At 59.6% G+C, this 14,111-nt stretch carries 6 protein-coding genes; 5 read left to right on the forward strand and 1 reads right to left on the reverse strand.

Going from position 1 to position 14,111, the window contains the following annotated elements; genetic code table 11:
* Positions 1–127 precede the first annotated feature (127 nt).
* The 5 genes from ACAF76_RS02885 to purU all read left to right on the forward strand — a co-directional run bounded on the left by ACAF76_RS02885 (position 128) and on the right by purU (position 13,470).
* On the forward strand, positions 128–1,366 hold the full coding sequence (locus ACAF76_RS02885) for an exonuclease SbcCD subunit D (RefSeq protein WP_400162548.1): 1,239 nt from the start codon (positions 128–130) through the stop codon (positions 1,364–1,366).
* Positions 1,367–5,017: an AAA family ATPase gene (locus ACAF76_RS02890; RefSeq protein ID WP_400162549.1), complete on the forward strand. Its 3,651-nt coding sequence runs from the start codon at positions 1,367–1,369 to the stop codon at positions 5,015–5,017.
* A gap of 16 nt (positions 5,018–5,033) precedes the next feature.
* Positions 5,034–8,510: a helicase-exonuclease AddAB subunit AddB gene (gene addB / locus ACAF76_RS02895; RefSeq protein WP_400162550.1), complete on the forward strand. Its 3,477-nt coding sequence runs from the start codon at positions 5,034–5,036 to the stop codon at positions 8,508–8,510.
* 1 nt (position 8,511) lies between these two features.
* Positions 8,512–12,357 (forward strand): helicase-exonuclease AddAB subunit AddA, encoded by a 3,846-nt coding sequence (gene addA, locus ACAF76_RS02900; protein WP_400162552.1) that lies wholly within the window; start codon positions 8,512–8,514, stop codon positions 12,355–12,357.
* A 213-nt stretch (positions 12,358–12,570) separates the two neighbouring features.
* Positions 12,571–13,470 (forward strand): formyltetrahydrofolate deformylase, encoded by a 900-nt coding sequence (gene purU / locus ACAF76_RS02905; RefSeq protein ID WP_400162553.1) that lies wholly within the window; start codon positions 12,571–12,573, stop codon positions 13,468–13,470.
* A gap of 78 nt (positions 13,471–13,548) precedes the next feature.
* On the opposite strand, the gene ACAF76_RS02910 is transcribed toward purU, so the two are convergent.
* Positions 13,549–14,103, reverse strand: coding sequence for a helix-turn-helix domain-containing protein (locus tag ACAF76_RS02910; protein ID WP_400162554.1), 555 nt, complete (start codon positions 14,101–14,103; stop codon positions 13,549–13,551).
* Positions 14,104–14,111 lie beyond the last annotated feature (8 nt).

Consider the following 14,111-nt stretch of genomic DNA (forward strand, 5'->3'; position numbering starts at 1 on the left):
TTTGCATGTTCGGGGACAGAAGCGGCACTTGTTGCAAAGGTGTATGCAAAAATTTCAGCCACACCCGATTCTGTCTTTTGTTACAATAAAACCAAACACATGATCGTGACAGGGAAGGATGAGTGGGATGCGCATCTTACATACGGCGGACTGGCATTTTGGCCGTCAGCTTGAAGGACGGGACCGGCGTGCGGAACAGACGGCATTTGTGGACGAGCTGTGCCGAATTGCAGACGAGCGGGAGGTAGACCTGGTCGTCATTGCCGGAGATGTCTATGATTCGGTCAACCCGCCAGCCTGGGCGGAAGAGCTGTTTTACGAGGCACTGGAACGGCTTTGCCGGGAAGGGCAGCGGGGAGTGGTGGTTATCGCCGGCAACCACGATCAGCCGGAGCGGGTGCGGGCGGCAGCGCCATTGGCAGCCAAGCACGGGATCGTCCTCTTGGGGCTGCCCAAGGAAGCGCCCTTGCAGCCGGAAACGACCGGAGAGGACAAGGTCCGCATCGTCCAGGGAGGACCGTCCTGGTTCGAGCTGGCTGTACCGGGCTGTGCGCATCATGCAGTGATCGTGGCGCTGCCCTATCCGTCGGAATCGCGGCTCAAGGAGCTTTTGAGCGACAGCTTTACCCAGGAGGAGATGCAGCTCGCCTTTTCCGAACGGATTTCCCGCCTCTTGTCCGAGCTGTCCACTCACTTTCGCGACGATACAGTCAATCTCATCACCAGCCATCTGTTCGTTATGGGCGGGATGGAGACGGACTCGGAGCGGCCGATCCAGATCGGCGGGGCGATGACTGTCTCTACGCAGGCGTTTCCCGAAAAGGCGGACTATGTGGCGCTGGGGCATCTGCACCGGCTGCAAAAGCTCTGCGACAAACCGTTGATCCGCTACAGCGGCTCTCCGCTCTGCTTCAGTTTTTCCGAAGCGGGACAGAGCAAGGCGGTAGTTCTCGTCGACATTGTGCCGGGAGAGGAAGTACGGGAGGAAATTGTCTATTTGACGAGCGGTCGGCCGCTGGCGCGCTGGAAGGCAACAGAGGGCATCGCACAGGTGGAAAATTGGCTGGCTGAGGGGCGCGATGCGGGAGCGTGGATCGATCTGGAGCTGCACGTTTCCGATGTGATTGACCCGGCCGAATTTCAGCGCTTGCGCAAGCTGAGTGACGATTTTCTCAAAATCCAGCGCGTCGTCGTCCGCGAACAGAGCACAGAGGAAACAGAGGAGCGGGTAGAGCTGAGTGAACTGGCACCGGATCAACTGTTTCGCCGTTTTTACGAGCGAAAGCGGGGCGCACAGCCGGACGAGCAGCTCGTCGCGATGTTTCAGCGACTGCTCGTCGACTCGGGAAAGGAGGAACAGGCGTAAATGAGACCGATTCGCTTGAAGCTGGCCGGGATGCACAGTTACCGGGAGATGCAGGAAATCGATTTTGAGATGCTTTGCCAGGCGGGACTGTTCGGCATTTTCGGGCCTACGGGAAGCGGGAAGTCGACGATTCTCGACGCGATTACGCTTGCCCTCTACGGACAGGTCGTCCGCCTCGGCGGAGGAAACCATCCGCGGGAAGTGCTGAACCAGCATGAGCAGCGCGTTTTCGTCTCGTTTACCTTTGAACTGGGAAAAGGGGAAGACAGGCGGCAGTATACCGTGGAGCGGGAATTTGGCCTGGACAAAAAGGGAAACAAGCGGCAGCCGGAAGTTCGACTGATTCAACTGGGGCATCTGACGGGGGAAGCGGATGTCGTACTGGAATCAAAGGCGACGGCGGCGACGGCGGCGATCGAGTCGCTGATCGGCCTGACGCTGCAGGATTTTACCCGTGCGGTAGTGCTGCCGCAGGGACAGTTTTCCCGCTTTTTGACGCTGAAAGGAAGCGAACGCAACGAAATGCTGCAGCGGATGTTCCGTTTGCACATATACGGCGAGAAGCTGAGCGAGCGTGTTCGCCATGCGCTGGAGCAGGCGAGGGACGAGATGCACCGTTTGCAGCTGGAAGTGGCGGCACTTGGCGAGGCAGGCAGCGAGGCTTTGGATTCCGCCCGGAAAATCTGGGAGAAAGCCGCGCAAAAAGAGCAGCAGTACGCAGCGCAGCGCCAGGAATGGGCGGAAAAAATCAGGCAGATGGAGCAGCTGCACAAGTGGCAGGAGGAACTGGAACAGGTCAGGACAAGCCTGCAGTCGCATCTCTCCAGACAAGGTGAAATCGACGCCTGGAAGCACAAGATTCTCGCCTGGAAGTCGAGCATGCAGCTGTGGCCGATGATTCAGCGCTGGGAGCGTCTTCACGAGGAGTGGCTGGCTACCGAACAGGCTATGGCGAAAAGCCGGGAGCTGCAGGAGCGCTCGCAGCTCGCCTGGGAGGATGCCGAGGCGGCGTATCAACAGGCGCAGGGCAAGCTGGCAGCAGAAGAACCGGAGCTGATCCAGCAAAAAGGCAGACTGGTGCAGGCAGCGGAGTGGGAAGCAGAGCTCGGCGCCATCCGGGAAGAGTGGAACCGTCTCGAGCAGGACTGGGACCAGACGCAAAAGGCACTCGCGGAGACGTCGGAAAAGCTGGCTCAGGACGAGGAAGCGCTTCGCCAATGGGAACAGGAACAAAAGCAGTTGGATGAGCAAATTCGCCAGGCAGCGGTCACGCCGGAATGGCGCGATCAGGTGGCGGCGGCGCGCGAAGCGAAACAGCAGTGGAACCGTGAGCTCGCCCTTCAGCAAGAGCTGGAGGCTGCCCGGGCACAGAGCGAGGCGCAGATGCAGCAGGAGGCTGGGCAGGTGAAGCAGTTTGCCGCAGCATGGCAGGCGAGCGCACAGAAGCTGGAGCAGGCCAAGGCTGGCTGGGACGCCCTGGAGGCGCGACCGGTAATGACGGACCGCGAGTGGGAAGAGGCGAGCAGTCGCCTGAGCGAGATGAAGCAGCTCGGGCGGCAGTGGCGCGAGCAGGAGAAGCAGCTTGCGCTCTGGCAGGAAAAGTGGGAGAAGCTGGAGCAGGAACGGCAGCAGGCCCAGGCGGGTTTGGCGGCTCTGCAGACAGCCGTAGAAAGTCAGGATGACGTCGTGTTGAAGCTCAAGGCTGAGCGGGAAGAACGGTTTCAGGCCGTCGAGCAGTGGCAGCAGCGGAATATGGCCCGCTTTTTGCGGGAACGGCTGGAAGAGGGGCAGGAATGTCCCGTCTGCGGCTCTACCCATCACGTACATAACCCGGACAGCCATCTCACAGAACAGGAGAGCAGTGATGAGGGGGAGGAGCTGCGTCAGTGCCTGAAAACGGCAGAGGAAGCATTGCGCGAGGCAGAGCGGCTGGCCCACGACAAAAAAGAGGCGCTCGTCATCGCCCGGACGGGACAGGCTGCATTGGAGCACAAGGCTGCTGAGCTGCGCGACGAGCAGACCATAATCGCCAACCAGATCGAGCTGATCCGGCAAGAGTGTGCAAAACAGGGTGAGCCGTGGCGGGTGGAATCGATTGACCAGCTTTTGTCCGTCTATCAGCGCGAGGAAAAGGAGCTTGCGACCAGACAGGAGCTTCGCGAACAGGTCAAGGCAGAGCGGGAACGCCTGCAGCGGCTGTTGGAACTGCTGCGCGAGGAAGAGGCGGAACAGCGCCGTCTGCACGAGCGAAGCGAGCTGCTCTGGGAACAGTGGCGCTCGAAGCACGAGGACGTCAAGGCGAGACTGGAAGCTGCTGCCGCACAGGTGCAGAAATGCGCGGAAGTGCTGGAGCAAAAGCGCGGACCATTGGCCGTGGAGGAGATCGAGCAGCGCTACGAGGAAATCGGCAGACGGGACCGGCAGGTAGCTGAGTTGCAGCGGATTCGTGCAGAGAAGGAAGCGCTGCGGGCAAAGCTGCTCAATGCCTGCGATACAGGCAAGGCCAGACAAAGCGAGCTGCAGGTTCGCACGCAAGCACTGCGCGAGCGGCTGGAGGAGAAAAAGCAGTCGTGGGAACAAAAACACAGCCAGTGGACGGAGCGCACCGGCGGTATTCCGGCGGCGGAACGGATTCGCCAGACGGAAGCGAAATTGGCCGAGCTGCGGCAATCCGTGACGGAGGCAGAAGCAAAGCGAAAAGCATGTGCGGACAGCCGCGAGCGGTTGCAGACTGAACGGGTGAAGCATGCCGAGGCGTACGCCCAGCTGACCAGGCAGCGCGCCGAGGCGCTGGAGGCTTTGCAGCAGGCGATGCAGCAGACAGGCATCGAAAGTGTGGAACAGGCACGTGAGCTGTACGCCGGGCGCGACCAGTTGGAGCCTGCCGAGGAGCAGGTCGCACAGTTTGAACAGAGCGTCGCGCAGCTTCGCTATGACGAACAGCGGCTGCTTCAGGCCATCGACGGCAGATCGGTCAGCCGTGATGAGTTTTTCGCTGCCAAACAAGTATGGGAAGAGTGCGAGCAGACCTTCCAGGAGGCGCAAAAGCAGGTGGCAGTTGCCAAGGAGCAGGTTGAGCGGGTCGAAAAAAACCACGACAAATGGTTGCAGCTGCAAGGCCGTATACGCGAACAGCAGGACGAGCTGAGCCGTCTGGAAGACTTGCGGAAGCTGTTTGAAGCAAAGGCGTTCGTCCAGTTTATCGCTGAGGAAAAGCTCGTCTCGATCGCCCGGGACGCATCCTACCACCTCAAGCGGATGACAGGCAATCGCTACGGGCTGGAAATCGGGGATGAGGGCGAGTTCGTGCTGCGCGACGAGGCAGCGGGCGGCATGCGCCGGCCAGTCAGTACGCTGTCAGGGGGCGAGACTTTCCTGACCTCGCTTTCGCTCGCGCTGGCCCTGTCGATGGAAATCCAGATGCGCGGCGGCAGGCTGGAGTTCTTTTTCCTCGATGAAGGGTTCGGCACACTCGACCCGGAATTGCTGGAAGTCGTGATGGACGCACTGGAGCGGCTGAGGATGGACGATTTCACCATCGGCGTGATCAGCCACGTCCCGGAAGTCCGCTACCGCATGCCGCGTCGCCTGATCGTTGCGCCTGCCGACCCGATGGGGGCGGGAAGCAAGATACACCTGGAATTGGAATAGCGGGGAGTGGATGAGTATGGCAGTCCAATTTGTGCTGGGAAGAGCAGGTACGGGAAAAACGCGTGCGATTACCCAGCAGTTGGTCAACAACGTAAAAGAAGCGCGTCAGTCCGGAAATCCGCTCGATACGTCGATGATTTTGCTCGTGCCTGAGCAGGCCAGCTTTCAGGCTGAGTACATGCTGGCGAGCAGCTCCGGCCTGGGCGGTGTGATCGGTTCGCAGGTGCTCAGCTTCGGACGGCTCGCGCATCGCTTGCTGCAGGAGCTGGGCGATTTGACGTTCGTTCCGGTAGACGACCTGGGCAAAAACATGGTGCTGCGGATGCTGCTGGAGCGCAACAAGGATGAACTGCGCGTGTTTGGACGCTCTGCCCTGCAGCCGGGCTTTGCCTCCCAGCTCGGCCGCCTGATCAGCGAGTGCAAATCGTACGGGGTGTCGTTTGCCGATTCGGAAAACCTCGATTGGGGAAGCGCGAAGCTGAATGAAAAAATCGCCGATCTGCGCCTGATTATGCGCCTGTACGACGAGTATCTGGCAGAAGGCTACTTCGATGCCGAAGACCTGTTGAACCGCGTCGCCGGAAAATTGAAGGAGTCGAAGTACATCGCGCGTTCGGAGATTTACATCGACGGCTTTACCGGCTTTACGGCCCAGGAGCTGCGCCTCATCGAGGAGCTGACGAAATACGCCAAAAAGGTGACGATTGCCCTCACCCTCGACCCGGCGGAACGGGACGCTACCCTGGACGAGCTGAGTCTGTTTTACCCGTCCTGGCGTACATACCAGGCGCTGATGACGATTGCCAGGGAAAACAAGATTGCGATCGAGCCGCCGCTTTTGCTGACGGAGCAGCGCCGCTTTGCCGACAGCCCGTGGCTGGCCCATCTGGAACAAGCCTACTTTCAGTGGGGGGATACCGGGCGTCCGCAGTCAGCCCGGCGTGACGACGAGGTCGTTTTGCTCTCCGCGGTCAACCGCCGCGCCGAGGTGGAGGCAGTCGCGCTGAAAATGCTTGCGCTGGCCAGAGAAGAAGGCTACCGCTGGCGCGACATGGCCGTCCTGCTGCGGGAGATCGGCACTTATGCCGACGAGATCGATGCCGTTTTCAGCGAATACGGGATTCCGCACTTTATCGACCAGAAGCGGACGCTGTTGCACCACCCGCTGGTCGAACTCGTCCGCTCGGCGCTCGAAGTGGTCGTCAGCAAATGGCGCTACGAAGCTGTTTTTCGCTGTCTGAAAACGGATCTGCTGGCTGATCCATCGGATGCAGCAGAGCAGTCGGCTCGCCGGGAAGTCGACTTCCTGGAAAATTACGTGCTCGCTCATGGCGTGTTCGGCTGGCAGTGGGCAGAGGAAGCAGCCTGGCGCTTCGGCGGGCAGGCAAAGACCAGTGAGGATGAAACAGCCGACGGACTGCGCCGGAAGTACGCGGCGCCACTGCTGGCTTTTGAGCAGGAGCTGCAGCAGGCTGCGGCGGAAAACGTCCGCGCAATGACGACAGCCTTGTACAACTTTTTGCTCGCTGTCGACGTGCCGGGCAAGCTGGAGAAGTGGCAGCGGCAAGCCGAGGAAAGCGGGGAGCTGGAGACGGCACAGGTGCACGGGCAGGTATGGAACGGACTGTTGGCGCTGATGGACCAGATCGTCGAAGTGATGGGTGAGGAGAGCATGTCGCTTGCGACTTATGCGCGGGTGCTGGAAAGCGGCCTGGAAACGCTCGAGCTGGGCCTGGTGCCGCCTGCGCTGGAACAGGTGCTGGTCGGCTCGATGGAGCGTTCCCGACAGCCGGACGTGAAGGCTTTGTTCGTCCTCGGGGTAAACGAAGGCGTCATTCCGCTGCGTCCGCAGGAAGACGGAATCCTCGACGAGATGGAGCGGGAGAGGCTGGCCGAGCTTGGGCTGGAGCTGGCGCCCTCGGCCCGGCAGAAGCTGTTTGCCGAATCGTATTTGCTCTATCAGGCGATGACCCGCCCTTCGGAGCGATTGCAGTTGAGCTGTGCGCTCGCTGACCACGAAGGCAAAGGTCTTCTTCCTTCCAGCGTCTTTTCCCGGATACGCGAGGTACTGCCTGACGTGCAGCAGCAGATGTTTTTCGACGAACCGACCGGCAGTGCAGAAGCGGATGCCTTTTTGCTGGGAAATCCGCGGCGTCTCTTCCGCCATTTGCTGAGTCTTTTGCGATCGATGAAAAAGAGCGGAGAGCTTCCTGCCTTTTGGTGGGAGGTGTACGACTGGTTCCTTCGCTCGTCGACCGATGCCGAGCGGGAAAAATGGCTGTTGTCCGGGCTTCGTTACGAAAACCGTTCGCGGAAATTGCAGCCGGAGACGAGCCGGGGATTGTACGGAAGCAGCCTGAGCATGAGCGTGTCGCGGCTGGAGCGTTTCCAATCGTGCCCGTTCTCCCACTTTTCTTCCCATGGCCTGCGCCTCAAGGAACGGACCTTGTACAAGCTGGAGCGCTTTGATGTGGGCGAACTGTTTCACGCCTCGCTCAAGCGGGCAGTGGAGAAGATGAACGAGGAGCATCTGGAATGGGGCAAGCTGACGGAGACGAGCAGCATGAAGCTGGCGCATGACGTCGTGGAAGAGCTCGTCCCCGAGACGAGGAGCAGCATTCTCAACCGGACAGCTCGCTACCGTTTCCTCTCCAAAAAGCTGAAACGGGCTGTCGGCAGAGCGATTTACGTCCTCGGCGAGCACGCCCGACGCAGCCGTTTCGCCCCGATCGGGCTGGAGGTTTCGTTCGGGCCAAAGGGCGATTTGCCGGGATTGGCTCTGACGCTCGACAACGGGGTCGGCTTGCAGTTGATCGGGCGGATCGACCGGGTCGACCAGTCGCTCGATGGCGATCTCCCCTACCTGCGCGTGATCGACTACAAATCGAGCGCGAAACAGCTCCAGCTCGCCGACGTCTGGAATGGTCTGAACCTGCAGCTTCTCGTCTACCTCGACGTAGTCGTGGCCAACGCGGAGCAGTGGCTGGGGAAAAAAGCGCAGTTCGGGGGCGTGTTCTACTACCAGGTAGCAGACCCGTTTGTCACGGCAAAGCGGCTGTTGTCTGCAGAAGAAGCGGCCAAGGAGCGGGCCAAGCGGCTGCGAATGAAAGGCTTGATGCTGGCAGATACGGAGCTGGCGCGAATGATGGACGCCTACGCAGAGCAGGGGCCGTCGGAATTGCTGCCGTTTGAAATCAAAAAGGACGGGACGTTTTCCTCCCGCTCGGCGATTGCCACGGAAGAACAGTTCCGGGCGTTGACGCAGTATGTACGGCAAACGGTGCAGGAGATCGGGACGAGAATGACAGAAGGCGAAATCCAGATCGAGCCGTACACCAAAGGCACGATGACAGCTTGCGACTACTGTGCCTACAAGCCGGTCTGCCAGTTTGACGAAAAAGCCGGCGGCAACCAGCATCGGATGATCGCCAAGTTGAGCAGCAAAGAAGTATGGGAGAAGCTGGGGAACCAGCAGAGTGGAGAGGAGGGCTGACATGACAGAGCAATCATCACAAGCAAAGCCGGACAAATGGACCGAGGAGCAGTGGCAGGCGATCACCCGCAGAGGCAACAACGTGCTGGTCGCGGCTGCTGCCGGCTCCGGGAAGACATCGGTGCTGGTGGAGCGGATCATCCGCCGTGTCCTCGATACGGACAACCCGGTCGGTGTCGACCAACTGCTGGTCGTCACCTTTACCAACGCAGCGGCGGCCGAGATGCGCCATCGCATTGGCGACGCCCTGCGCCTGGCTTTGCAAGACAATCCTGATTCCGTCCATTTGCGCCGTCAGCTCGCCTTGCTGCAGCGTGCTACGATTACGACCCTCCACTCTTTTTGTCTAGGCATCTTGCGGCAGTATTACTACCTGATCGATCTCGATCCCGATTTTCGCATCGCGGACCAGATGGAAGCGGAGCTGCTGCGGCAGGATACGCTGGAAGAGCAGATGGAAGACTGGTACGAGCAGGACCCTGCTTTTCAGGCGTTGGCCGACTATATGCTGGACGGACAGGATGACGAGATCCTGGTTCGGCTGTTGGTGCGCCTGTACGAGTTTTCCCGCAGCCATCCCCATCCCGCAGAGTGGCTGGCAGAAGCTGCGGGAATGTTCGAGCTGGGGGGCAGACAAAGTCTCGACGGGCTAGCCTGGACAAAGAGCATCCTGCGTTCGCTGGAGCTTGAACTGGGCGGACTGGAAGGGAAGATGCGCCGGGCGGTTACACTGGCTGGTTCCGCTGAAGGACCTGCCGGTTACCTGCCATTGCTGGAAGCGGAGGCTGAAGCGGTCCTGCGAGCCCGGCTTGCTTGCCGGGAAGGCTGGCAGTCCGCAGAAAGCGCACTTGCGGCAGTCACATTTGCGAAGCTGCCGCCGGTAAAGGGAGCAGATCCCGATGTGAAGGCGCAGGTGCAGGACTTGCGCAACAGTGTGAAAAAGGCGATCGCTGATATGCGCGAGCAATACGTATCCATGCCAGCAGAGCAGTACCTGGCTGACCTGCGGCAGTTGGCTGTGCATATGCAGACGCTGGCACGTCTGGTCACGCAGTTTGCCGAAGCGTTTGCGCTTGCCAAACAGTCCCGTTCACTGGTCGACTTTGGCGACCTGGAGCACCTCGCCTTGCAGGTTCTCACCGAACGCGATGAGGATGGGCAGATCAGGCCGTCCGCTGTCGCGGCCCAGCTTCGCGAGCAGTTCGCAGAGGTGCTCGTCGACGAGTATCAGGACATCAACCTGGTGCAGGAGACGATTCTGCGCATGGTATCGCGCGACCGGGAGACGAACGGTACCGCCAACCGCTTTATGGTGGGCGATGTAAAGCAGAGCATTTACCGTTTCCGGCTGGCAGAGCCCAAGCTGTTTTTGGAGAAGTACCTGGCTTACCAAAGAGACGGACAGCAGGCAGGGGAGCTTGGGGAACAGGCCGAGGTGCCCGACGATGCAGGCTGGCGAATCGATCTGGCTGCCAACTTTCGCAGCAGGCGCCAGGTGGTGGATGCCGTCAACTTTCTCTTTCGGCAGATCATGTCGCCAGGGGTGGGGGAGATTGACTACGACCGCTCTGCCGAACTGGTCAATCGGGCGTCATATCCTGAGGTGGCAGAGGAGCGGCTGCAGGCAGAGCTCCATCTGATCGACCGCGCGGATGCTGGTGTGGAGGGAGTCGCTTCCACCAATGCAGAAGGCGGCGACGAAGAGAGTTCCTCTACTTCCGAAAATGCGCAAAGCGAAGCGGAGGAAGCGAGTGCCGCACAGTTAGAGGCACGTCTGATCGCCAGCCGGATTCGCCGCTGGATGGAGCCGGGGGAAGGAGAGGAGCCGCTGCTCGTCTACGACAAACAGGCAGGCGGATTGCGTCCGGTCTCATACCGGGACATCGTGATTTTGCTGCGTGCGACTTCCGGCTGGGGAGAAATCATGCAGGAGGAGCTGCGCAAGGCCGGCATCCCCGTACATGCGGAGCAGACATCCGGCTACTTCGCCGCGACGGAAGTGGAGATCATGCTGTCTCTTTTGCGCGTGATCGACAATCCGTTGCAGGACATCCCTCTGGCGGGAGTATTGCGCTCGCCGCTGGTAGGGTTGTCCGAGGAGCATCTCGCCCAGATTCGCATGCAGTACCCGGCAGGCACATTCCATCAGGCAGTGCTGCAATACGCCGAGGAGCAGCCCGTGAGGAATCAGTGGGAGCGCAGGCTGCGCACGTTTATGCGGCAGTTGGACGACTGGCGGACGCAGGCGCGGCGAGGAGCCCTGTCCGAGCTGATCACCAGGCTGTACCGCGATACCGGGTATTTCGACTATGTGGCGGCGCTGGAAAACGGCCAGCAGCGGCAAGCCAACCTGCAAGCGCTGTACGACCGGGCCAAACAGTACGAATCCGGCTCGTATCGCGGACTGTTCCGCTTTTTGCGCTTTGTGGACAGGTTGCAGGAGGCCGGCAACGACATGGGCGAAGCCCGAACGATCGGGGAAAATGAAGATGTCGTTCGGGTGATGACGATTCACAAAAGCAAAGGCTTGGAGTTTCCCGTCGTCTTTGTCGCCGGGATGGGCAAACAATTCAATACGATGGATTTGAAAAGCTCATTTTTGTTGCACAAGGATCTCGGGTTTGGACCGCTGGCAGTCGATCCCGACAACCAGGTGCGGTATCCGAGCCTCGCAGCATTGGGAATCCGTCAGCAGCTTCACCGCGACCTGCTGGCCGAAGAAATGCGCGTCCTCTACGTGGCGTTGACGCGGGCGAGGGAAAAGCTGATTTTGCTCGGTTCTGCCAAAGATTTGGCCAAGAGTGTCGGCGACTGGGGCGTGCAAGGGGACGGCGAACGCCTGGCTGACGAAGAACTGATCCGCGCCAGAGGGTATCTCGATTGGGTCGGCAGAGCGCTTTTGCGCCATCCGCAAGCCTCTCCGCTGCGTTCCTACCCGCATACGCGCGGTACGGGAGAGGAGGTTCGGGTCCGTACTGTAGTGGATGATTCGATCTGGTCGTTTCATTTTTATCAGGCGGAGGAGCTTCGCGCCCTGACCGAGCCGTCAGCGGATGAGAGGCTCGTCTGGGAGAAGCTGACCCGGCGCGAGGAAGTCGCTGACAGGCCGGTGGATGAAGCGGCCAGAAGGGTGATCGAACAGCGGCTGGGCTGGCAGCATCCAAATCCGCTGACCTCCCAGGTAGCCGCCAAGTGGAGCGTCAGCGAGCTGAAACGACGCGCCAGCGCAGGAAAGGGCGGTCGTACGTACACACTGCCTGCGATCACGGACAAACCGAAATTTCTGTCCGCAGATCGGACTCATCGGCTGAGTGGAGCAGAAAAAGGGACAATTACCCATCTGATCATGCAGCAGCTCGATTTGAGCCGACCGCTGGATGAGGCGGATATAGCCGAGCAAGTGGCTTCACTGGGCGCCCGCCGCTTTTTGACCGAGGAACAGATCCAGGCTGTTGACCAGGTACAGATTGCCCGTTTCTTTGCCAGCCCGCTGGGGCAGCGAATACTGCGGGGCAGGCAGGTCCACCGCGAGCTGCCGTTTACGCTGGCGATCCCTGCGCATGAGGCCGAGCCGGAGCTGGGGACGGACACGGACGAGCAGGTAATTGTGCAGGGCGTGATCGACTGTCTCGTGGAGGAGCAGGACGGAAGCCTGCTGCTGATCGATTTCAAGACGGACTGGATCGCGCAAGAGCCTTCGCCCGAAGTGGTCGAGGAGCTGACCCGCCGCTACGAGGAGCAGATTCGGCTGTACGCGCGGGCCGTACGAGAGCTTCTTCAGACAAGCCAGGAGCTGGAGTGCTGCTTGTACTTGCTGACAGGCGGCTTTTCCATCCAGATCAAATAGCGCCATGCATGAAAAAAAGTCGGTCAGGTGTGGCCGGCTTTTTATACAACAGCCATGTACAACTTGCAGACGCCCAACGCAGCCGTGGCTGCCGTGAGCGTGGCGGTTTCTGTTGTGGTACAATGGTGGGGTAGATTGGCGCTATGCCAGTTCGAGTGGAAAATGGTATAATAGCAAGCAGTTTTTGCTGAAATTCATGGAGGAGAGTAAATCATGCATCGATTGTCAGAGAGAGAATGGCTGGCGTACAAGCAGAAAAACAAGGATCGGGCGCGCATGCTGATTTCTTGCGAGGATCGCCCGGGAATCGTAGCCGCTGTTTCTCATTTTCTGTTTGAGCAGGGAGCCAATATCGTTCAGTCCGACCAGTACACGACCGACCCGGAAGCAGGACGCTTTTTTATGCGTATCGAATTCGACCTGATCAATTTGACCGAGCGTCTGGATGCGATCAAGTCTTCGTTCGCACCGGTGGCGCACAGCTTTGGCATGGAGTGGTCGCTGGTAGAGGCGAAAAAACGGAAAAAGGTAGCCATTTTTGTCTCCAAGGAGGATCACTGTCTGCTGGAGCTTTTGTGGCGCTGGAAAGCAGGCGAGCTGCACGCGGACATCGCCATGGTCGTCAGCAACCACCCGGATATGAGAGAGACTGTGGAGACGTTTGGCATCCCGTACCACCATATTCCGGTGACCCGGGACAACAAGGAGCAGGCGGAACAGGAGCAGCTGGCTGCTTTGGCTGATGGCGTGGACCTGATCATTCTCGCCCGCTACATGCAGATTTTGTCGCCGCGTTTCCTGAAGGACTACCAAATGCGCATCATCAACATCCACCACTCGTTCTTGCCCGCTTTCGTCGGGGCCAAGCCGTACGAGCAGGCGTACCGCCGCGGTGTGAAGCTGATCGGTGCAACAGCTCACTACGTCACCGAGGAACTGGACGCAGGCCCGATTATCGAGCAGGACGTGCAGCGCGTGACCCATCAGGAAGACGTAGAGACATTGAAGCAGTTGGGTCGCCAGGTGGAGCGTACCGTTCTCGCCCGTGCTGTCGGCTGGCATCTGGAGGACCGCGTTCTGGTGTACGGCAACAAGACGATCGTCTTTCCGTAAAATACGGTACGGATCGGAGCAGCACATGCAAAAAAAGCAGGGAGCCTTTGCAAAACAGGCTTCCTGCTTTTTTGTGCTTTAATCCGGATAGGAAATGACGACGCTTAGGCGGGCCAGGGAGTCGCCCGTATTGGTATATTCGTGGACGCGGTCGGATTTGAAGCGGATGGAGTCTCCCGTCTGGAGGGGATAGTCTCTGCCGTCGATATGGACCGTCAGCTCACCTTCAAATACGACCAGGAACTCTTCCGTTTCCGGGCTGTGCGGATCTGAATGGACGCGCAGTCCAGGGTCGACCTCGACGGAATACATCTCAAAGCGCCTTCCTTCCTCAAAAGGAAAGTAAGGGTACACTCGGTATTTGCCTTCATTGCTCTGGAACTGCCGGACGTCATTGCGGGTGACGACAACCGTATCGGGCTGCGTCTGGTGGACCAGGGAGGTGAAGGAGACGCGCAGACCGCTGGCGATTTTCCAGACTGTCTGAATGGTCGGGCTGGACTCGCCGCGCTCAATTTGCCCCAGCATCGCCTTGCTGACCCCTGTCAGTTCAGCGACCTTGTCCAGACTGAGCTTTCGTTTGGTCCGCAGCGCTTTCAAATTTTTGGCAAGTACAAGATTGATCGGTTCCATAGCGGAAA

It is taken from the genome of Brevibacillus sp. TJ4 (assembly GCF_044627595.2).
GTDB lineage: Bacteria > Bacillota > Bacilli > Brevibacillales > Brevibacillaceae > Brevibacillus.

Coding starts and splice junctions, on each gene's coding strand:
- ACAF76_RS02910 (WP_400162554.1), bottom strand. CDS start 14,103: ATGGAACCGATCAATCTTGTACTTGCCAAAAATTTGAAAGCGCTGCGG.
- addA (WP_400162552.1), top strand. CDS start 8,512: ATGACAGAGCAATCATCACAAGCAAAGCCGGACAAATGGACCGAGGAG.
- addB (WP_400162550.1), top strand. CDS start 5,034: ATGGCAGTCCAATTTGTGCTGGGAAGAGCAGGTACGGGAAAAACGCGT.
- ACAF76_RS02890 (WP_400162549.1), top strand. CDS start 1,367: ATGAGACCGATTCGCTTGAAGCTGGCCGGGATGCACAGTTACCGGGAG.
- ACAF76_RS02885 (WP_400162548.1), top strand. CDS start 128: ATGCGCATCTTACATACGGCGGACTGGCATTTTGGCCGTCAGCTTGAA.
- purU (WP_400162553.1), top strand. CDS start 12,571: ATGCATCGATTGTCAGAGAGAGAATGGCTGGCGTACAAGCAGAAAAAC.